This is a genomic window from Sporosarcina koreensis (genome assembly GCF_001531445.1).
GTDB classification, from domain to species: Bacteria; Bacillota; Bacilli; order Bacillales_A; family Planococcaceae; genus Sporosarcina; species Sporosarcina koreensis_C.
The window spans coordinates 58,472-78,254 of the sequence record NZ_LQYA01000047.1 but is presented as its reverse complement, the minus strand read 5'-3'; the positions used below and the strand labels follow the sequence as shown (position 1 = coordinate 78,254).

Genomic DNA, 19,783 nt, shown 5'->3' with positions numbered 1-19,783 from the left:
GACAGTGCTGCTTCGCCTCTCACTTTACCAATAACGCTTGAATCCATCCGCTTAGTGTCGCTTTATCAACAAAAGGCGCCAATCGCGCAATCGTTTCCGGATCCATATTGCCAATTTCCTTTTCATCCACAAGCCGTTTCAGAGATTCCCTTCCGAGAAAAGGCGCAAGTGAAATGAGACAACTCGAATCCAACTTGCCATCCACAGTCCGTTCTACTAAGCTCATTAATTTTTCCTTACTGCAGAAGGGTGCCAAGCGGACGATGAGATTCCATTCAATCCCTTCATCTATCGCTTGCTCAATGAGTTCATCTACGGTTTCCTTCCCGATAAACGGTGCCAGGCGGACAACGACATTCAAATCCATTCCATCCTTATTTGCTTTGTCAACTAAACGTCGCAACGCTTCTCTGCTGACGAACGGAGAAAGTTTTTGAACAAATTTCATATCGACATCGTCTTCCATCGCTTCTGTCACCAAACCATCCAGCAACTCAGTTTCGACAAACGGAGCCAACCGTACAATCAAATCCTGATTGAATAACCGCTTGTCCACTCGTTCCGTCACTTCTGCCAACTCGCTTGCCTTTAGTAATGGCGCCACTTCAATGAGCCCTTCCATATCCGCTTTCCCCGTATTGATCATCTGAGCAACTTCCTCTCGACGATTTTCAGTAATTCCTGTCATTATCCTGCCAAGATTATGGATATAAGTCGAGCTTCCCTTGTCGGCTCCCCCATTCATCAACTCATCGACTGACACCCCAAAAATATGCCCAATTTGCATCACCGTTCCGATATCCGGCAACGAATCACCACGCTCCCATTTCGAAACAGCTTGATGACTTACGTTTAGGCGATCCGCCAATTCCATTTGCGTCCAGTCTTTTTCTTTCCGGAGCTTTGAAATAAAGCTCCCAACCTTTAATGTATCCAACATCCCAACTACCTCCCCAATGAGTTTCAGCGCGCACTGTACATTCAGCGTAGCATATCGCTTTCTAACCGCCTATCAACTATTGGTTGAATAGGAGATTCTACTGGTAGTGGAATGGCATTGCCTATGTGCAGACGACCATGTTATAACCACAAATTTGATTCCACTTCATCCAATCGGCCTTTTATTATTCCGACGCCCGGAATCATGATTTGCCCATCTACTACATACGGCTTTTCATTCAACGGGATTTGCACATGCTTGCAACGGAAAATGCTATCTTCCAGCAATGCAATGACTGGCTGTTGCACTAGATAATCCTGTTCATTCATCTTCAAACGAACAAAATTCTGGTGCAGCACTTTTTTTCCATTGGCGATGATGTTCATCGGGTCAATTCCTGTAACTCTGATTTCCCCATGAATGGTAAGTACATAGTTAGCCCGCTGGAGAGAGTCAGTGATCCCTTCATCTCGCTCGTTCATTATAGTAGAGACGAGTTCACCGATATCCACTGCTGAATCACTCGCCACTAGCTTTTCGTGTACAGATTCGACAAACTTTCTGAAATACTCGTATAACGTCAGCTCGGATTGCATGAAATCCGCTTGCCATCCAGAATATAATTCATCTAACAGTAAACAAATGAATAGCCCTGAGCCGTAGCAACTCCTACGCAGATGCCTGGTGGAGTCTACTATATCAAGCAACAGCTCCCCAGAAGACCGGATCTCTTCATCCTTTCGCGCACCGCTCCTTGCAACATACGCATTCAATTCAACATAAAATGCAGGGCCTTCAACTGTTTCAATCAACTGTTCATATTTCATATACGGACCGATGACCTCTGCCCTTTTCTCCCGATACAAAATGAATTGGTTCAGGTGATGTTTTCTTTTTTCTGCCTCCGTCGCGGTAACAGCATTGTACAAATGCAGCCGCTCCTGTTGACGCAAATCCACGTTTTCAGCAACTAGCGGATACGTGATGCCCAACACTTCATCAGGGAACCTTGACTCCCCTTTCACATACTGAAAACCATGGAACAACTCATGCGCAAGCACTGCGTATAAACGGTTCTCATCCATACCGCTGTCCATTTGAACGATGGCAGTCGGATAATCATGAAACAAAATCGACGTATTCCCAGCAAACTCCTCACTCCATGGAAGTTGTACAAAAGATTGTTCTGTACCAGGATAGGCAGGATGATGAAACAAATACACAGTTTCATCTGTGTACAACGCATACGCACCCACTTGGAATTCCGGCCAGTAGGTGGACAGGCTTTCCTCGTTCAAATGAGGGATAAATGCATGTAAATCTATAGCCATAATCATTCTCCTCGCATTAATAGTTCATCGACAGTACATATACGATGCAGCCTATTGATAGTTTCCTTAAGTTTGAGAATCGGTTACGAACAAAAAAAACCGTTCTAGCCATTGAACGGTCAAATTACAGAACTTACAAACGAATCACTCAAAAATCGTTTCCTTTTCAGGTTCCCTAAAGAATTCAAACATTGTTTTTATTTGCGACTCAGTATTTCGATTCGTAGAAAGCGGAGGCAAATTGTTCTCAGAAAAGAACTCGACTTGATTCGTTTCTGGCCCTACAGCGGACTCTCCTCCAATAATTTCACATAAAATGAAAATCTTATAGTAATGGTATGGTTCAGGAGGATGCGGATGCTTGTTTTTATCCAAAATGGCAATTAATTTCACAGGGATCACATCGTATCCAGATTCCTCTTTAATTTCCTTCACTACATTCTCGGAAGGGGACAATCCAATATCACAGAACCCACCCGGCAACGCCCATTTATCATCAATATTTTCTTTCACCATTAATAGTTGGCCATCTTTAAAAACGACGCCTCGGACGTCCACTTTTGGCGTTTGATAGCCAGTTTCATTCGTAAACAAGCCTTCAATTTTATTCATGTCAAGATCGGTATAGGCCGCCATAATCTCTACGCTGATTTTACGAAACTCCTCATAGCGCTCGATATCATAAATATCCTTCGAAAACGCCAACCCTGACTGGGACAATGCCTGAATCCTTTTTGCCCAATCCAACCATCGCGTACTCATTTGGTCCCCACCTTTATGTAATTCTCAAATTCCATCACGCTACTAATCAGCAGATTTGGTTGTTCGCTAAATGCTGCAGTTTGATATTCAGGCAGCCATTGAACGCCAATTGTAAAAACACCGGATTGCTTTCCGGCAATTACATCTGCATCACTATCACCAACAAAAATCGCTTCGGAGTTTTTCACGTCTAATATAGATAAAGCTTTCAATAGCCCTTCTGGATCAGGCTTTGCATTGCATACGTCATCGCCAGTTATGATGACGTCAAACAACCCTTCCATATATAATTGTTTCAAGGAAATGTCCAAGCTTCTTTTTGCCTTGCCCGTGAAAATCCCCAACTTTATATCCGCCCCTTTTAAAGACGTAACCAACTCATGTATGTCTTGATTAACTTCCACTAGGTCTTTATGGAACTGTGAGTATTGTTGATAGAAATATTCAATCGCCTCTTCCTTATGAGGGTTTAAAAGATTTTCTCTAATAATGCCAACTTCTGAAGGGCCAAACATCACTAGAATTTCACTTGGTGTAATCTCTCTATTATCAAACCTTTTAAACACGCTTTGAAATGCGTAATAACAGATTGGCAATGTATTCGCCAATGTCCCATCAAAATCAAATATGATTGCTCTCACCAGTAACTCCCCCTATGTTTAGTTCTTCAGATATCCTAAACCGATTCACATCGCCAAGTAGACGATCCGCTAGAATGGCCAACGTCTGTGCATGTAAGGATATGTCGGAATTCGCGGATAGCTGTTCCTCTGTCGCGGCATTTGCTGATTGGGCTTCTGCTGAAGATTGCATAGCGAGATCCTGTACGCTTTGCGATTCAGCAGATACGATGTCCGTCATTGACCGGACTCCCTTAATATTCGTCGTGACAGCATTCATCGCACCATTCATAATAATTGCCGCACGTTCGATCCGTTGAAACACATCACCCGTGCTTTCCGATAACTCCCGCCCTTTGGCAATAAATGAACTGCCTTCTTCAGAGCTCATGATCGTTCTTTCCACGTCACTTATCATCTCATCAATCATTCGACCGATATGTCCGGCAGAACGCTTCGATTGGTCTGCAAGTTGGCGCACTTCCTCCGCAACTACAGCGAACCCTTTGCCATGTTCCCCCGCTCGAGCAGCTTCAATTGCCGCATTCAGCGCCAATAAGTTCGTCTGCTCTGCCATCGTCGTGATGACTGATGTCACTTCACGAATTTTTTCTGAGTGAGCCGCCAGTTGACCGATCGTGTTGGCCGACGCTTGAATGGACAAGCTGATTTTCCCCATTTGCTCTGTCACTTCTTTCATTCGTGACGCTCCATTCGCAACTAGCTCTGTAACTTCTGTAGATGCAATGTGCATCCTTTCATTATCTTCACTGATTCGGTCAATCCCTTGAAGCATTTCAGTTAAGGAACGAGTAGACTCATTCACTTTTGCTACTTGGACATCACTCGCCATCAAATTCCGTTCAGTTATTTCGGCAACGGTTTCCGAGGCGGCAAGACTTTCTTCCGAGCTTGCGGACAATTCCTCTGCATGAGTGGCAAGCTGAACAGCGGATTCTTTAACAGTTGTCAATATGACTCTCAAATCTTCCGTCATCCCATTCAGCGCGGCGGCCATCTCTCCTATTTCATCTTTGTTTCGTACAGTAATCGGCCCAGCTGTTAAATCGCCGTTTGCTATTTGTGTAAGGGAAGCCGTCATCTTCCGAACTGGTCGAGCAATACTGCGGCTGATGATTCGGGCAATCGCGATACTTGTCACGACCGCAGTGCCGATCAAGCCCCCAATCAGCATATATATCCACTTCAAGACGGTTTGTAGCTGTTCTTCCGTATGTTCCTGTTCCGCTTCTTGCTGTTGAATAAGCTGCTGAAGATTAACGGAAACCTCTTCCTGATAAAATGAAACCTCTTTTGCCAAATCCATCGCGTTTTTTATATTGCCCGCCTGTACATCACGGATAATCAGTTCACTTATTTGCTCAGCACTTTTGGATGTCTCTTTCACTTCTTTCATGATCTGACGGGCAGATGTCGTATGTATTGATTGATCTAACATTTTTATTTTTGTTTTAATAGCATCCATAATTTCATTTCGTTGTTCGACATATAATTGATCTTTGTAAATGATGTAACCCCGGATGTTTTTCGCATCGGCATGTTGGGCTGATAATAATTGTTCCAGAAGCACGACATTGTTAATTTTGTCGTCAATTAAATAACGGTACTCTCCATCCAATTTGGATAAGGCCCATAATCCGGATGCGCCGACTAACAGAACGATTGATAGAATCGCTAAAAAACCAACCCATAACTTTTTCCCGACTGTCATTCTCAAATCATAGCATCCCCTTATTGATCTATAGTCAATTACGATTATAGGTCATAGGGATAAAGTATGATGTAAAGTGTTTGTTAAGATTAATGCGACTTCCCTTTCACCTGCTTCAACGTTGCGACAATGAGGAAGCTGACAATCACTAATAAAAGCCATGAACTCACCTTTCCTAAGTGAACGAGGCTCCATGCATCCGTTTGATTTGGATATTGCCATGCGCCGAAGAACGTTGCGATATTTTCAGCTACCCATATAAAAAATCCAATGAGGACAAATGAAAGTGCAATAGGCATCCGATATTGAGTTCCATTCACTTTATAACTCACCCATGATTTCCAAAAGACGATGATGACAAGCGCAGACAACCACCAACGAATGTCGATCCAATAATGGTGGGTGAAAAAGTTCAAATAGATTGCAGATGCGAGAGGCACTACGATCCAAAAAGGAGGCCATTTAATGAGATCGACGTCCAGTCTTCTCCAGGCTTGACATAGATAACTCGCTACACTCGCGTACATGAAGCCGCTGTACAAAGGAACACCGAAAATTTTAAAATACCCTTCCTCCGGATAAGACCAGGAACCCATATTCACTTTGAAGATTTCAAGAGTTAATCCAATCAAGTGGAACAGGGTAATTACTTTTAGTTCGTCTTTTGTTTCCAGCCCTGAACGCAACATCCACCATTGCATGAGAATGCAAATGATTAGAAGCCAGTCATATCGGGGAAGGAAAGGAAGCGGTATGACTTTCGTCAGCGCCAAAGAGGCAAAAATAACGACCGGGAACAAACAGGAAAGGGCCTGCTGCCAGCCGAAATGTACAAGTTGTTTAACTGCTCTCATGATGTTTGCCTCCGCGTTTTTTCTGAAGTTTGTTTTGAATATAACCAAATAGTACATTCCACTTCATAGCCTAGCTTGGTAGCTCTTTCTTTCTTGAACCTCATTAATCGCTTGAAGCAATAACTCTTTATTAAAATCCGGAAAATAAGTATCTGTAAACCACAATTCAGATTTAGAAGATTGCCATAGCAAAAAATTACTAATCCTCTTTTCTCCCCCAGTTCTAATAATGATATCAGGATCGGGTAAGCCACTTGTGTAAAGAAAACCATCAATTAACTCTTCATTAATATTATTTATCTTTAATTTAGATTCCTTAATATCACCTATGATTGCTTTTACAGCAAAAATAATTTCATTTCTTCCGCCATAATTTAATGCAAAATTAACAACTAACGAATCGTTATTTTCCGTTGCCTTTACTGCTGATTGAACAGCTGATTTAGTATGCATTGGCAACTTCTCAATATCCCCTGAAACGCATATCCGTATATTTTTCTCCATGAATTCAGGCAACTTTTCCTTAAAAAACTTTGCAGGTAAATCCATTAAATACTGAACTTCTTTTTGAGGCCTTTTCCAGTTTTCAGAGGAGAATGCATATAAGGTTAACACGTTAATACCTATATCTAAGGAGTCCATAATAATATTTTCCATCGTTTTAGAACCGGCAAAATGCCCTTGACTTCTAGTAAGTCCTTTTTGCTTGCCCCATCGTCCATTTCCATCCATCATAATAGCGATATGTTGTGGAATACCTGTAATCATTGGCGATACCCCTTTCAGCTTTCTATTGTCCATTCGCCATAGCTAACTTCAATACCTCATCCACAAACACTTTCTTTGCTTCTGCATATTGCCGTTCATTGTCGGGGTATTTCAACGCCAATTCCTTTTTTAATGATTCATATTTCCACGCGATGTCTGGATGTTCATTCAAATAATCCCTGAAAAGCGTATGTTGCTTCCACCAGTCACCACCGTATTCAACGACATGATAGACATGCGTCTTCGTCAATTCCTCCAAATCGGAGAACTTGGCGAACACTGCCTTTCCTTCTATTTCAACACGACCTAAATGATAAATGTCCGCGTCCCTCAATTGGTACTTATCGAATTTCTCTACATCATCCATAGACCTGACGCCGATTAGGACATCGAGCATAGGCTTCGCTGCAATCCCTTCGATTGCCGTGCTTCCGATATGTTGAATGTCTACTATATGCTCACCGATCAGCGAATCCAATAATGCCTTCTCCCGCTCGAAAAGCTCTTTCCATTCTTGGCGGTACGGAGTTAATGCGACTACATCTTTATTCAGACCTAACATGTTAACCTCACCCCGATTTCTTTGCAAATGAATTCGGCAATCTCTTCGATTCCGGCATCTTCCGTCGAAATAAATTTCTCAAAGCACGCATCTTCAAAGCCAGCGAGACATTTATCCGTCTGCATGAAGCACCAATTGCCTTTATCTTCTCCGCGTTCCAGCAACCGTTCATGGATCGTTTCCTTTTTTGCAGTCAAACAGAAGTGATACGTTTCAGGGTCAATTTGTAAAAACCCGCGACGAATTGCATCGAAGTAGTCCTTATTGTAAATTGTCATCGGCACGATCAAATCCTTGCCATAAGTCTCACGTAACTGTCTTGCCACTTCGACCGTCAATGGTTTCCACATTTCCAAGTCTTGAAAATCTCCCGTTTTCTCATCTTCCAGCTTTACATCCTCCGAAATGATATGCCTCAGCATGAATCCGACCTCTTCTGGGTCAAACAGCATCGCTCCTTCCAATCTGTTCAGCAGTTCATTCGCAACGGATGTCTTTCCGACACCAAACGCCCCATTGATCATGACAATCATTTCTCATTCCCCCTCGTATGTAAGAAATGGTTCATACATTGTTATCGCATGATTCTCTGTGACGAATTCATCATCGATCTGGTTCCCGTCTGCGTCGTATACTTTCCGAAAAATCGAATTATGACGGACATAACCGCCCCATAATTCCCTCGTGAAATGATGATCTTTCTCGTAGATCTTATACGTCCGGGTCGCAAGTGCAATCGAACGCCACTCCCCGTTTAAATGCGTATCCGTCAAATAGACATTCAGTTGATATGGCGTGTGCGTTTCGTTCTTTATTTGTAAATCCAAATAATTGTAAGCACACGTCGCCCCGCTGCCGAATGGCTGGCTTCTCCTCGAATCGGGAAATACGTCGTAACTGTGACGATAGCGCTCCGTTACGATCAACGGCGTATGCAGCGTGATCCAATAAATGAGGTTCGACAGTTGGCAAAGCCCTCCACCTGTCCCGACAGTCACTTTTCCGTAATGGAGAATCATGCCTTCGACATACCCTTTCCGCTTCGTCGTATTGCCGATGAGTCGCCAGTATGAAAAAGTTTCCCCCGGTTCAATAATGACCTTATGCAATCGTTTTACGGCGATTTGTAAGTTAATGATTTTATTCCTTTGTAATTGCATATCGACATCCTTCAATTGCCTTAGCAGAGGGGTCCGGTGCTTTTTGATAATGAAGGGCAGCTTATCATCTACTATTTTGCGCGCATACTTTTTCCCATCAAACAACCATTCACCATATCGTTTCAATCTATATACTTTCTTCCCTATTAATATCCTTAGTTTGCTTCGTCTGATTGGTTTTAATGAAACCATAAAGCCACCTCCATCTTAGTCTTAATTCAACAGGGATTCTCCATTTCCCTTCATCATCAACTTCCCTATGACGAGTCAAAGGTCCCAAGACGAGCATAATCACCTCGAACTCGAGCAATACTCCAAGAACGTCACCTTCAAATGCAACTGACGGATGCTTTTTTGCAACTGACCGCGGAAAAACGACCTGTCATCGAAAAACGGCAGACCGATCCGGATTGGCTGGATATAGTAAGAGTACAAAGAACAGCTACGGAGGGATTGCAAATGGAAATTGTGCGTGTCAGTAATTTGCAAAAGGTATATGGGGAGAACAAAGTCTTACGAGGAATTGACTTCACAGCGAACGCTGGAGAAGTCATCGGGGTTATCGGCAAAAATGGGGCAGGAAAATCAACGTTCCTTGAAATCCTAATGACGTTGAAGCCGTATGACGAAGGGAATGTTCTATTGTTCGATAAAGAGCTTCGAACTTTATCGACTAACCAACTTGAACATGTACGGAAAGACATATCAGCCGTTCTGCAACCGACACAATTTTACAAAACGTTGAAAGTCGTCGAATTGCTAAAGCTGTTCAAAGCGTATTACAAATCGCCGGTCGATATTGAACAGATCGTCTCCGACTTCAAGCTTCAACCGCATCGAAAGAAATATTTTGACAAGCTATCCGGCGGATGGAAGCAAATCGTCAGTTTGGCAATCGCCTTCTTATCCGAACCGAAAATGCTCATTTTGGATGAACCGACGACCGGGCTCGATCCACATATGCGGAATATGCTTTGGACATATATTACCGACTATAACAAACGCACGGGCGGCACGGTTATTTTGACGACACATAATATGGACGAAGTCGAAATGTATTGCGATAAAGTGATGCTGTTAAACGACGGTGTCAATGAAATCTTTGATTCCACGGAAGGGATTTTATCCACAGGATTTAAATCGATCAATGAATTTTATCTATCAAAGGTATCCATTTAAGGAGGAATTACTATGTTAGCGACTCAATTGAAGTACGACTTGCTTATGTTTACACGGGAAATTTTTTATATGGTGTTCACGATCATCGTTCCACCGGTCACCTATTTGTTCATGGGGCAGCTTTTCGGGGATGCCACGTATGCCGGGAATCTCAGTTACGCGGAAACGTACACCCCTTCTTTCATTTTACTGATCACGTTCGGCGTCGTCTTTTTCGCATTCGGGTTTGACCAGGTGATGAACCGGACGACTAGCGTGGAAAAGCGTATTATTTTATCGCCTGTGCCGAAAAGGACATTGCTGTTGTCGAATATTTTAAGGTCAATCATCATTACGAGTCTCGGCTATTTCCTAGTATTCTTCATCGGCATGATCGCTTATGATCTTTCATTCGAACCGACCAATTTCATCTTGGCATTCGGAACGTTCATGATATTCAATGCAGCCTTGCTCATAATTTCTTCAGCAATCTACTCTTTATTCACAAGCTTGAATGGCGCGCTCGTTTTCTCCATTGTCATCTTTCAAGTCGTCATGTTCACAGGCGGTTTTACGATGCCGATTGCTATGATGCCAAAGTTCGTGCAAATTATTGCTGATTTCAACCCGCTCTATCATATGAATCAACTCTTCATCACGGTGTGGAACGGACAGTTGGAATGGAACAGTGCGACGTTTATTTCTATCGGCTATATCGTAATTATTACAGCAATTTCTCTCCTGGTCTTACGTTTTGGAAATAGTCTGCGAAAATCTTCTTTCAAATGGTATCCTACTAATAGGAACCGAGGAGGAGATGTGCGGAATGAAAGTTTCACTGGACATTGATGAAATTTACGAGGAGACAAAAGTGACGATCCATTGCTTTGAAGTGGATGATTCGATAAAGGAGATTCTTGATTTTTTGAAGGGGAAGAAAACGGAATTTCTCGTCGGACGAGACGGCGAGATGCAGCATATTTTGAAGCCTGATGAAATTCATTACTTCCATACTGAAAAGGAAGGCGTCGTGGCGGTCACTGCTGCCGGCTCCTTTTCATTGAAAGAGAAGCTATATGAGCTTGAGGAAATGCTGCCTGCAACGAAATTCATCAGGCTTTCAAAATCGGTCATCGCCAATCTTCATGAGCTGAGCCGATTCGAAGCCTCTTTCAACGGTACGCTAGTCGTCCACTTCAAATCAGGAGCGAAGGAATATGTGTCACGGACATACGTGAGTGGCATCAAGGAAGCTCTGAAAATGAACAGGAGGAAAAATGGATGAAAACATTCTTGACGAGAAGCATATTGGGCATCTTCTTCGGCTCGTTTCTGGCACTCGTTACGATATTATTGGTCAGCTATTTGGGAGAAAAGGATATGCTAGATGCAGCGATTCTTTCTAAAAACGCACTCGGCACCGTCTTTTGCGGCTGGTTCTTTACAGTGACGCCGTTGCTATTCGAAAATGAAAAACTGACGTTGCCTGTGCAAACAACTTTGCATTTCATTTGTGTGTCGGTTTTGTATTTCATCGTCGCCTTCGTCATTGGATGGATTCCGTTCACAGTGAAAGGATTCATCGGCATGCTTGGCATTTTCATTATGTTTTATACGGTCATTTGGCTCTCCTTCTACATGTACTTCAGGAAGCAAGCAGCGAAACTGAATGAGGAGCTGAGGGAGTTGTAAGTGACTGATTTTACACTCTATTAACAAGATAGCCATATGTGCTTTACATTCAGCCGGTATGATGAAGTCGAATCCATATTGAGAGGAGCATTCCATTGAAAATTGCATTGTTCAGTGATTTGCATTATCCGGCAATCGATGAAAGAGTACCGGGTTTGTTGGAGGCGCGGGCTTCGTTTTACAAAGAATTCATCGATCAGTTTTTGGCGATCGACGCACGTTTGCACGTGTCTCTCGGTGATTTAACGAATTACGGCATGGCGCATGAATTGAACAATATCTATTCATTGATCGGCGATTCCCAAGAATTCATCCACGTCTTAGGGAATCATGACAATTACTCATTGACGAAACAGGAGCTTCTCGCTTTGACGGGACAGAAACAATACCATTCATTCGAGACGGAGCAGGCAGTTTTGGCATTTTTGGACACAGCTCGGGAATTGGATTATGAATGCTGGGGCGGCTGGATAGATGACGAGCAACTGGAATGGTTCGAGCATGTCATTCAAAATTCAGGGGAAAAGCCGTTACTCGTGTTTGCGCATCATCCTGTGCACAACACGACGAAAGGTTCGGAGCTAAATAACGGATCCATCCATCAAAGCATTGATATGCGAAGATTGTTGGAACAAAAGAAAGGCATCGGCATGTATTTCAATGGTCACATGCATTGCGATTCGATCGTGCAAGAGAATAACTGGACATTCGTTCAAACAGCAGCTTGTTTAGATGAGCAATCATTCCGCGTCATTGAAATACAGGATGAGCAAATCGTCGTGTCATCCATTGATTTGGATGATGAGGCGCTGAAGCAGAACGCGACCTTAATTTATGAAAATATGAATCATTTCAAACACCGTACGGACGCGAAAGGCATCAATGAAGACTGTAATTGCACCGTCTCATTGCTGTCATCACTTGTACAATAAAGCAAAGCATTTACACAAAACAAGGCTTAGTTAATCAATTTTCCCAGCCTTGTTTTGTGTTCTTTACTTTAGGAAGAGCAACATAACTTGTTGCTCTTTTTTACTTATATAAATCCATCGAAAAATCAATCACCTGTCTTCCCATTTGGATAAATAAGTAATAAACTAGAATTGGAACAGTCGTTCAATTTAATGGAAGGAGATCTTTATGGATTGAGTAGGCGTTATGACAGCGAAGAGGCAAAACGAATTATTAGGGGAAAAGCTTTTGAATTGTTTTCACTGAATGGCTACAATCAGACCTCGGTTGGAGGTATTGCTAAAGCTTCTGGATACAGCAAAGGTCACATCTACTATCACTTTGAAAACAAGGAAAAGTTGTTTGTACTATTTGCGCAGAATTCCATGCATGAATGGTATACCAAATGGATGGAAAACGAACCAAACTATTCGTCAGCCGCTGAAAAATGGTACATGATGGCTAAACATGTACAATTATCAAACGCCTCTGCTAATGGCAGGACAGGAATTGGCCGCCAATCCTAATTCATCACCGGAATCAGTCAAAAAGTTTGAAAACGGGAACGTAGATGAATGGACCGCACTATTAGGGACTTGGCTTGGGGGACTATGCCAATTGACGAATACACAGCCATTACAGTCACTTGAGCCTTTATTTGAACTAGCAATTACCATTTTTTTAAGTTCAATAAAGAAAAGGGGAAAATGACATGAAGATCGCATTAATTGGTGACAGTTTAACTGAGGGGCGTCCAGGTGTTTCATTTGCAAATATGTTAAAGGAGAGTTTTCCAAGGGATTCGTTTGTGAATCTCGGAAAACCCGGGGAGACGGTAAAAAGTCTTTCTAGTCGTTTAACAAAGACTGGATTAGATGATGATTTTGATTTGGCATTTGTTTGGATTGGTACAAATGACGTGTATTCAAAGCTTCTGAAGGTTCAGGCGCAACCAGTAGTCCAAGATCTTGGGGAATTCAAAGAGGTTTACCAACAGGTAGTGGATTTCGTCGTGTCTTCATCCAAGTTGGTAGTGTTGGTTTCACCGGCTCTTGTTGGTGAACATTTTGATAACCCTTCCAATAAGGAAGTTAAAGAATTAGGGCTGCTGATCAAATCGATAGGCGAAAAGATGCACGTACATTATTTAGATCTCCATGCAGTCTTTGAAAGAGCATTAGCTAATGAGGATAGTTCGGCTTATATTACCACCAATCCGTTTCGTGTCATGTTGGATGTTTTCTTCTATAAAAGAACTGACAGAATTGATCAAATGTCAAAACGGCGTGGTCTGAAACTAACATTAGATGGCATACATCTGAACAGCGCAGGAGCAAGAATTGTTTCGGATGAATACGCCAATGTGATCAGACATGCGATTTCCCCAATTTCTATTTTGAATGGTATCTAAGAGATTAACCAATGGATACTTGCGATTACGGGGGATGTAGAATTTCTGCACAGTGGCAGAAACTCTACAATTCGAACCCATCGCTCTTCATTAGCACAACCTCATACTTTTCTGCTTCTCCTACTCCAATAAACGGAAAACAAGATCGACAAGAGGCTGATCCCAACTGCTGGCCAGAAATAAGGTGGGTAATAGGTCAATACGATTTCGTTCTTCCCGCTCTGGAGTTCGATGCCCGTAAAGGCGTAATTCGCCTGTAGGATTGGTGTTTTCTCCCCGTTCCGTTTCGCAGTCCACCCTTTTTCAAATGGAATCGGGAGGACGATATGAGAATCCCCTTTTTGATTGTCCAATTCGATTTTCGCCTTGCTGCCGCTCCATTCCACTTCGATAGGGGCTTCTCGGTCGCTTTGTTCTTTCACTGCTTTCAGCAATGAATAGTCTTCCGTATACAATGAGAAATCGCGCAGGTCATACTTCCCTATCGGCACCCGGATGGCAATCCGTTCCTCGGACGGTACTCTGATCGTCAAATCGTTGACATTCGTCCGGTAAATGGAATCATTATCCTTCCGTTCGGTTGTGAACCCGTTCACTTTCAACGTGAAATCCTTGTCGTTTGTTTTCCGCTTAATGAAGAACGACAGGAAACTGTCCTCCTTCAAATCCATTTCCCCCATGACGACGTCGAGCCCCCCCTCTCCATCCGCCACATGCAACATCCCATCCTCATACGTTGCATTCACAGGTTCAAACGTGACTTCGTTAACGTTATTCTCTAGCTCAGGAATTTCCTCCCCTTCGATGTCAGGCAAAATGATTCCTTTCAGCATCGCATGCTCTTTTACGAGCGCGGGTGCATTTTCAAGATTTTCTTCGGAATATAGAGTCGAAGTCGTCCGGGCGAATGGAAGGAGGTAATCATTTCTATACGCCTGGTACTTGCCTTCCCTCGCAATTTCAGTAAACCCAAACGGAACCGGATCTCCTCCGTCCTTCCGAATCGCATAGCCTCCATTCAAAATGCTATATAGATTCGCTCGATCGCCGAGAGAGCCATATCTGCTGACACTCTCCCGCCTCATATCGATGTGGAGGTCGTGCAAATAAAAGAACAATAGATGTTTGTTTAAAATGCTCGAATACACACTCATTCCATTGAAATCCTGGACAATCGGCGTATTGTTCCTCGTTTCAATCATCCAGTCAAACCTGGCGAGGGGATTTTTTTCAGTTGCTTGCACTTTCCGGATTAAAGCCCGCTGATCCACACCGTAGTACTGCTCACTCTCCATATACTCCCGGGTGATGCCATATGCAGGCCCTTTATTTTTCCCATTGTCCCGATACGTCAGCTTCTCTTCTTGGAACATATTCGCTGTGAGCACTGTTGTGAATAAAAGAAATGAAATAATGACCCATGTCGCCCACCGCTTTTTATTCCAAATGAAAACAAAGAACATTGCAATCGTGATTCCCGCGCAAATAATCAAATAGGACTCGTATATTCGGATTTTAAGTTTCGGATCGAACGTGTAAAACAATATATATAGTCCCGTTGCAACGATTGCAGGGAAGATGATATCTTTCAACCGTAACGTGCGCAACTGTTGAAGCGCCGCTGCCGCCGTACCTCCTGCTGCAAGAGAAAGATAATGCTCCCATCGGTATTGCGGCGCGGAAAAGCCGTTGAACATACTGCCAACAAAAGGGCTATAATGCAGGATGCATGACACAATTGTACTGCTAGCAAAAAACCGGAATGCACGGTTTTTATAAAGTGGAGTCATCAACAGGCAAAGTAATACGAAAGCAGGCAGGATGACAATCCTTCCGTGAAGCAGCAAGTTATCAACCGCCCCGACGAGTGGAATGGCATCCTCGTATGCCGGTCTGTAATTGTTCAAATACCCGTAAACAGACGGTATGAAAAACGGAGCGCTGATTCCCGCCCCGGCAATGCCTCCGACGAGAAACAGCTTTAACTGCTTCCCCTTCTCTGTCTCTTCAATGAAAAGCGGGAATAGCCAACGGAAAAGGATGTACAAAAATGCGAGCAAAAAATTCACATACGCGAAATAGAAATTGTCGATCATATTCAGTGCAACTGCCCCGATGAATATGGCGCTCTTCCCATTTCGCATAATTTTTTCTACGCCGATCAGCAACAATGGAAAGAACAGCATTGCATCGGCAAAGAATTCCCAATAGGTAACATGTCTAAAATAAATGACACTCGTTCCGTAAAGGACCGCCCCTAGAAATGCCGGAACTCCTTGGAAACGGATTGTTTTAAAATAATATGTAGTGAGTGCAATAATGCACGTCATCCGCAAAATGCTAATGACAATGAGCGTATTTGCCCAGTAAAACAGGTCTGGGGTCGAAATGACTCCGATTTTCTCAAGTAAGAACGTTACGAGCACGGTGACGACAAATACGAGCGACGTCGAAAAATAATAACCAAGCTGTGAGAAAACGCCGCCGCCCAGCCCAAAGCTTTCCGAGTAGAAAAACTCTCCGCTCGTGTACAAATTATAAAGAAAATACTTGAACGGGATCATTTGGGACAGACCGTCGTTCAACCCTGTCATATAACGTCCTTTGAAAAATTCCGTCAAAAAGAAAAAATGGCTCAAGACCGCGATGACTAGGCTAGCTCCCCATATAACGATCCATTGATATGTCCTTTGTCTATTCATGCAGCTTTTAGCACCCTCCCTGTGACAATGAACGTTATCGGTACGGTCACGACCATGGCGGCGAGCGGTGCGATACTGCTATTCATGCGCAGCCACTCGACTAAAACATAGAGGACAATGAATGTCACGCCGATATTCACCAATTGGGTGACCGGAAACAGGAAGAACTTTTTCCATGTCGGCTTCACACCGAATGTGAAGTAGCTATTTAACAAAAAGGAGACCGCCATGCTTATGACGACTGCGGCAAAATGGGCAATCACATATTGCAGATGCAATGCGTGCAATCCGCCCAAATAGAGGCCGTAGTAAATGCCCGTATTTACGACGCCTACGATGAAAAACAAATTGAACTCACGAGCCATGAATGGTCGCCTTTCCTTCCCTTTTCAATTCGATGCTCGTCTGCTTGACTAAATAATGCGGGCGCTTTTTCGTTTCATTGTAGATCCTTCCGATGTATTCACCGATGATTCCGAGTGACAGCAATTGCACCCCACCTAAGAAAAGGACAGCGGAAATCGTCGTGAAATACCCGGGCACCGCCACCCCGTGCAGAAAAATGCCGACAAGAGTGACGAAAATATAAACAAATGCCGCAGTCAATGTCGCTAAGCCGATGTACATACAAAGACGCAACGGTTTCGTGTTAAAAGAAACAATTCCGTCGATTGCATAGTTCAACAGCTTCGAAAAAGACCATTTCGTCTCCCCATGTTCGCGCGCGACATTTTCATAAGTAATCGTCTTCTGTTCCAATCCAATCCAAGCATACAGCCCTTTTGAAAAACGATTGCCTTCGCTAAGCAATAAAAGCGAGTCCACTGCCCTCCTGCTCAGCAACCGGAAATCACCTTCCCCATCATTCAATTGAACGTCAATCGCTTTATTGACAAAGCGGTAATAAGTGCTCGATAGCAGCGAACGTAGACGGGAATCCCCTTTCCGGTTGCGCTTCGCGATCACTTGATCATAGCCCTCTTCAAAGCCTTTCAATAGCTCGGATATTAACGCGGGAGGATGCTGTAAATCAGCATCCATTAAAATGACTGCATGCCCTTTTGCATGCTGCAGTCCAGCTATGATTGCAGCCTCTTTTCCAAAATTCCGTGTGAATGAAACATATTCAGCTTCCGGGTGCATATATTGGATATCCCTTATTTCAATCATTGTCCCGTCCGTGCTGCCGTCATCGACGAACAGCACTTCATAGGCCATTTGCTGCTGCACCATTTCATCTTTAATTGCCTTCATCACGTTAGCAATATTCCCCGCCTCATTGTAGGAAGGGATGACAAACGAAATCATCAACTGTTCCATTTGCTCACCCGCTTTCATGGAATTCACTAGATCTAAGCTGTTTTTTTATTTCACACCCGTATAAATAAACGCTCGAATAATCTGCCTTTGGGCAAAAAAGAAAATAAATAGGATTGGGATGACCAATATGAGGTTCCCCGCCATCAAGATATTCCAAGCAACACCGCCATCCACTTCGCGCAGCTTTGTAATTCCAAGTGGTAGCGTGCGAGAAGCATCGGTCGTCGTCATAACGAGCGGCCAGAAATAATCATTCCAATGCGCGATGAAGCTGAACATTCCGAACGTAATGAGGACAGGCTTCGCCATCGGCACCATGATTTTCATAATAATCTTCCATTCACTGGCCTGATCTAACCGAGCGGCTTCCAACAACTCTTCCGGAACTTGCTTGAACGACTGGCGTAACAGGAAAATTCCGAACGCACTTGACGCAAACGGCAATATTAAAGCCCACAGCGTATCCAAAAGTCCCCATGAACTCATCTGCAAATAGACCGGAAGAAATATGAGTTGTGTTGGAATCATCAGCGTAATCATAGTGACTCCGAAGAAAAAATTGCTCCCTTTGAATCGATAGCGTGCAAATGCGTATGCCGCGGGAATGATCGTTGCAAATTGTAAAATGAGAATGCCGACGGAGACGATCGTGCTATTCATCAAATACTTAAGAAACGGTCCTGAATTCCATGCTTTTGAAAAGTTCTCCCACAACAATTGGTTCGGAATCCATTTCGGCGGGAAGGTCATCGTTTCTCCTAACGTTTTAAAGGAGGTGGAGATCATCCAGACGAACGGCAGCGCAAAAATGCAAATGAGTAGTACCAAGCCGATTCCATTGACGACCATCCAAATCGGATTTCTCTTCATGTCTTCCTACCTTTCATGATTGGTAATGGACTTTCCGTGACAGCAGTTTGAAATAAATGATTGTGAATACACCTACGACTAACAGCAATATGACACCCGCTGTCGAAGCGTAGCCGATTTTAAAGAAACGGAAGCCGTTTTCATAAATGTAATAAACGATCGTATTCGTCGAATTTATCGGTCCGCCTTTCGTCATGATCGAAATCGTTTCGAACACTTGGAATGAGCCGATCAAGCCAATAATGGTCAAGAAGAACAATGTCGGCGACAGCATCGGCAACGTTAATTTGAAAAAGGTCCGTACCTTGCTCGTGTCGTCAAGCGCTGCCGCTTCGTAAATGTCTTTCGGAATGCTTTGCAAACCTGCGATGAATATAAGCGTGTAATAGCCGATTCCTTTCCAAACCGCCACGATGATGAGCGACAGCAACGACGTTTTCGGGTCTGTCAGCCAAGGGATGTTGGAGATGCCAAATAGATTCAAAAACCAATTCAACAGCCCGTAATCCGTATCCATAATCCACATCCAAAGCATTGAGATCGATACGAGAGAAATGATATGCGGACTGAAGATCGCCCCTTGTACAAATCCGTACATCGCCCCTTTTTTATTCAACCAAAGGGCCAATAACAAAGAGATGCTGATCGTCAATGACACCGTCGCGAACGAATACATGAAGGTATTTCGCAACACTTGCTGGAATTTCGCGTCTTGCAGCAAGGCAGTAAAATTGGAAAATCCGACGTAGTCCTTATCCGGGCTGACGAAGTTCCAATCATGGAAACTTAAATAAATCATATAGCCGATCGGATAAAGGAAGAAAAGCGTAAACACGATGATTGCTGGAAAAATCATCATGTAAGGCCTGACCGCCACCCAGTTTAAAGCAGAAAGCGCTGATTGCTCGCGTTTACGATGTAACGTCTCGTTACTATTTGCCAATGTCATC

General features: G+C 43.4%; 21 protein-coding genes and 1 pseudogene. 7 read left to right on the top strand and 15 right to left on the bottom strand.

The annotated features are described in order from the left end of the window. Nucleotides 1-19: 19 nt before the first annotated feature. From AWV70_RS07275 to AWV70_RS07230, 10 genes are all read right to left on the bottom strand, one after another. Complete coding sequence (locus AWV70_RS07275; RefSeq protein WP_060205645.1) at nucleotides 20-940, bottom strand: helix-turn-helix domain-containing protein; 921 nt, start codon at nucleotides 938-940, stop codon at nucleotides 20-22. 140 nt (nucleotides 941-1,080) lie between these two features. Next, entirely contained in the window at nucleotides 1,081-2,271 is a 1,191-nt protein-coding gene (locus AWV70_RS07270; RefSeq protein WP_060205643.1) for a hypothetical protein, read from the bottom strand. A 144-nt stretch (nucleotides 2,272-2,415) separates the two neighbouring features. Continuing rightward, entirely contained in the window at nucleotides 2,416-3,033 is a 618-nt protein-coding gene (locus AWV70_RS07265) for an NUDIX hydrolase (protein WP_060205641.1), read from the bottom strand. Next, entirely contained in the window at nucleotides 3,030-3,677 is a 648-nt protein-coding gene (locus AWV70_RS07260) for an HAD family hydrolase (protein WP_060205638.1), read from the bottom strand. The genes AWV70_RS07265 and AWV70_RS07260 overlap by 4 nt, the downstream gene beginning before the upstream one ends. Further along, on the bottom strand, nucleotides 3,655-5,385 hold the full coding sequence (locus AWV70_RS07255; protein ID WP_235588577.1) for a methyl-accepting chemotaxis protein: 1,731 nt from the start codon (nucleotides 5,383-5,385) through the stop codon (nucleotides 3,655-3,657). The genes AWV70_RS07260 and AWV70_RS07255 overlap by 23 nt, the downstream gene beginning before the upstream one ends. Nucleotides 5,386-5,474: 89 nt before the next feature. After that, complete coding sequence (locus AWV70_RS07250; protein ID WP_060205634.1) at nucleotides 5,475-6,239, bottom strand: DUF817 domain-containing protein; 765 nt, start codon at nucleotides 6,237-6,239, stop codon at nucleotides 5,475-5,477. Nucleotides 6,240-6,302: 63 nt separating this feature from the next. Beyond that, on the bottom strand, nucleotides 6,303-7,007 hold the full coding sequence (locus AWV70_RS07245) for an isoprenyl transferase (RefSeq protein WP_082713510.1): 705 nt from the start codon (nucleotides 7,005-7,007) through the stop codon (nucleotides 6,303-6,305). Nucleotides 7,008-7,029: 22 nt separating this feature from the next. Next, entirely contained in the window at nucleotides 7,030-7,569 is a 540-nt protein-coding gene (locus tag AWV70_RS07240; protein WP_060205630.1) for a GrpB family protein, read from the bottom strand. Beyond that, nucleotides 7,563-8,102 carry an AAA family ATPase gene (locus tag AWV70_RS07235; RefSeq protein WP_060205628.1) on the bottom strand — a complete coding sequence of 180 codons (540 nt, stop codon included), beginning with the start codon at nucleotides 8,100-8,102 and terminating at the stop codon, nucleotides 7,563-7,565. The genes AWV70_RS07240 and AWV70_RS07235 overlap by 7 nt, the downstream gene beginning before the upstream one ends. Before the next feature lie 3 nt (nucleotides 8,103-8,105). Next, nucleotides 8,106-8,921 (bottom strand): VanW family protein, encoded by an 816-nt coding sequence (locus AWV70_RS07230; RefSeq protein ID WP_060205626.1) that lies wholly within the window; start codon nucleotides 8,919-8,921, stop codon nucleotides 8,106-8,108. A gap of 141 nt (nucleotides 8,922-9,062) precedes the next feature. Here AWV70_RS07230 and AWV70_RS07225 point away from each other — a divergent pair, with 141 nt between their 5' ends. The 7 genes and pseudogenes from AWV70_RS07225 to AWV70_RS07195 all read left to right on the top strand — a co-directional run bounded on the left by AWV70_RS07225 (nucleotide 9,063) and on the right by AWV70_RS07195 (nucleotide 13,941). Continuing rightward, complete coding sequence (locus AWV70_RS07225) at nucleotides 9,063-9,908, top strand: ABC transporter ATP-binding protein (RefSeq protein ID WP_235588568.1); 846 nt, start codon at nucleotides 9,063-9,065, stop codon at nucleotides 9,906-9,908. A gap of 12 nt (nucleotides 9,909-9,920) precedes the next feature. After that, complete coding sequence (locus tag AWV70_RS07220) at nucleotides 9,921-10,736, top strand: ABC transporter permease (protein WP_082713509.1); 816 nt, start codon at nucleotides 9,921-9,923, stop codon at nucleotides 10,734-10,736. Then, complete coding sequence (locus AWV70_RS07215; protein WP_060205624.1) at nucleotides 10,714-11,172, top strand: LytTR family DNA-binding domain-containing protein; 459 nt, start codon at nucleotides 10,714-10,716, stop codon at nucleotides 11,170-11,172. Before AWV70_RS07220 ends, AWV70_RS07215 begins: the two co-directional genes overlap by 23 nt. Beyond that, nucleotides 11,169-11,579 (top strand): DUF3021 domain-containing protein, encoded by a 411-nt coding sequence (locus AWV70_RS07210; protein WP_060205622.1) that lies wholly within the window; start codon nucleotides 11,169-11,171, stop codon nucleotides 11,577-11,579. The genes AWV70_RS07215 and AWV70_RS07210 overlap by 4 nt, the downstream gene beginning before the upstream one ends. 95 nt (nucleotides 11,580-11,674) lie before the next feature. Further along, a complete protein-coding gene (locus AWV70_RS07205) occupies nucleotides 11,675-12,511 on the top strand; it encodes a metallophosphoesterase family protein (RefSeq protein ID WP_060205620.1) in 837 nt (278 codons plus the stop codon). A 192-nt stretch (nucleotides 12,512-12,703) separates the two neighbouring features. Beyond that, nucleotides 12,704-13,241 (top strand): annotated as a pseudogene (locus tag AWV70_RS07200) (TetR family transcriptional regulator C-terminal domain-containing protein). Nucleotide 13,242: 1 nt separating this feature from the next. Further along, a complete protein-coding gene (locus tag AWV70_RS07195; RefSeq protein ID WP_060205618.1) occupies nucleotides 13,243-13,941 on the top strand; it encodes an SGNH/GDSL hydrolase family protein in 699 nt (232 codons plus the stop codon). A 101-nt stretch (nucleotides 13,942-14,042) separates the two neighbouring features. On the opposite strand, the gene AWV70_RS07190 is transcribed toward AWV70_RS07195, so the two are convergent. Genes AWV70_RS07190 through AWV70_RS07170 form a run of 5 tightly spaced genes read right to left on the bottom strand, consistent with a single transcriptional unit; the run spans nucleotide 14,043 to nucleotide 19,782 of the window. Next, a complete protein-coding gene (locus AWV70_RS07190; RefSeq protein ID WP_060205616.1) occupies nucleotides 14,043-16,643 on the bottom strand; it encodes a YfhO family protein in 2,601 nt (866 codons plus the stop codon). Next, nucleotides 16,640-17,008, bottom strand: a complete 369-nt coding sequence (locus tag AWV70_RS07185) for a GtrA family protein (RefSeq protein ID WP_060205615.1) — start codon at nucleotides 17,006-17,008, stop codon at nucleotides 16,640-16,642. Before AWV70_RS07185 ends, AWV70_RS07190 begins: the two co-directional genes overlap by 4 nt. Continuing rightward, nucleotides 16,998-17,963: a glycosyltransferase family 2 protein gene (locus tag AWV70_RS07180; RefSeq protein WP_060205613.1), complete on the bottom strand. Its 966-nt coding sequence runs from the start codon at nucleotides 17,961-17,963 to the stop codon at nucleotides 16,998-17,000. The genes AWV70_RS07185 and AWV70_RS07180 overlap by 11 nt, the downstream gene beginning before the upstream one ends. A gap of 45 nt (nucleotides 17,964-18,008) precedes the next feature. After that, nucleotides 18,009-18,833, bottom strand: a complete 825-nt coding sequence (locus tag AWV70_RS07175) for a carbohydrate ABC transporter permease (protein WP_060205611.1) — start codon at nucleotides 18,831-18,833, stop codon at nucleotides 18,009-18,011. A gap of 13 nt (nucleotides 18,834-18,846) precedes the next feature. Beyond that, the gene (locus AWV70_RS07170) at nucleotides 18,847-19,782 is read right to left on the bottom strand and encodes a carbohydrate ABC transporter permease (protein WP_060205609.1); all 936 of its coding nucleotides are present in this window, start codon (nucleotides 19,780-19,782) and stop codon (nucleotides 18,847-18,849) included. Between the last annotated feature and the right edge of the window lies 1 nt (nucleotide 19,783).

What these genes read in the sequence shown, in the direction of transcription:
- AWV70_RS07170 (WP_060205609.1), bottom strand. Translation starts at nt 19,782, where the DNA reads ATGACATTGGCAAATAGTAACGAGACGTTACATCGTAAACGCGAGCAA.
- AWV70_RS07220 (WP_082713509.1), top strand. Translation starts at nt 9,921, where the DNA reads ATGTTAGCGACTCAATTGAAGTACGACTTGCTTATGTTTACACGGGAA.
- AWV70_RS07235 (WP_060205628.1), bottom strand. Translation starts at nt 8,102, where the DNA reads ATGATTGTCATGATCAATGGGGCGTTTGGTGTCGGAAAGACATCCGTT.
- AWV70_RS07265 (WP_060205641.1), bottom strand. Translation starts at nt 3,033, where the DNA reads ATGAGTACGCGATGGTTGGATTGGGCAAAAAGGATTCAGGCATTGTCC.
- AWV70_RS07255 (WP_235588577.1), bottom strand. Translation starts at nt 5,385, where the DNA reads ATGACAGTCGGGAAAAAGTTATGGGTTGGTTTTTTAGCGATTCTATCA.
- AWV70_RS07185 (WP_060205615.1), bottom strand. Translation starts at nt 17,008, where the DNA reads ATGGCTCGTGAGTTCAATTTGTTTTTCATCGTAGGCGTCGTAAATACG.
- AWV70_RS07180 (WP_060205613.1), bottom strand. Translation starts at nt 17,963, where the DNA reads ATGGAACAGTTGATGATTTCGTTTGTCATCCCTTCCTACAATGAGGCG.
- AWV70_RS07210 (WP_060205622.1), top strand. Translation starts at nt 11,169, where the DNA reads ATGAAAACATTCTTGACGAGAAGCATATTGGGCATCTTCTTCGGCTCG.
- AWV70_RS07245 (WP_082713510.1), bottom strand. Translation starts at nt 7,007, where the DNA reads ATGATTACAGGTATTCCACAACATATCGCTATTATGATGGATGGAAAT.
- AWV70_RS07275 (WP_060205645.1), bottom strand. Translation starts at nt 940, where the DNA reads ATGTTGGATACATTAAAGGTTGGGAGCTTTATTTCAAAGCTCCGGAAA.
- AWV70_RS07190 (WP_060205616.1), bottom strand. Translation starts at nt 16,643, where the DNA reads ATGAATAGACAAAGGACATATCAATGGATCGTTATATGGGGAGCTAGC.
- AWV70_RS07195 (WP_060205618.1), top strand. Translation starts at nt 13,243, where the DNA reads ATGAAGATCGCATTAATTGGTGACAGTTTAACTGAGGGGCGTCCAGGT.
- AWV70_RS07270 (WP_060205643.1), bottom strand. Translation starts at nt 2,271, where the DNA reads ATGGCTATAGATTTACATGCATTTATCCCTCATTTGAACGAGGAAAGC.
- AWV70_RS07175 (WP_060205611.1), bottom strand. Translation starts at nt 18,833, where the DNA reads ATGAAGAGAAATCCGATTTGGATGGTCGTCAATGGAATCGGCTTGGTA.
- AWV70_RS07240 (WP_060205630.1), bottom strand. Translation starts at nt 7,569, where the DNA reads ATGTTAGGTCTGAATAAAGATGTAGTCGCATTAACTCCGTACCGCCAA.
- AWV70_RS07230 (WP_060205626.1), bottom strand. Translation starts at nt 8,921, where the DNA reads ATGGTTTCATTAAAACCAATCAGACGAAGCAAACTAAGGATATTAATA.
- AWV70_RS07225 (WP_235588568.1), top strand. Translation starts at nt 9,063, where the DNA reads ATGCAACTGACGGATGCTTTTTTGCAACTGACCGCGGAAAAACGACCT.
- AWV70_RS07250 (WP_060205634.1), bottom strand. Translation starts at nt 6,239, where the DNA reads ATGAGAGCAGTTAAACAACTTGTACATTTCGGCTGGCAGCAGGCCCTT.
- AWV70_RS07215 (WP_060205624.1), top strand. Translation starts at nt 10,714, where the DNA reads ATGAAAGTTTCACTGGACATTGATGAAATTTACGAGGAGACAAAAGTG.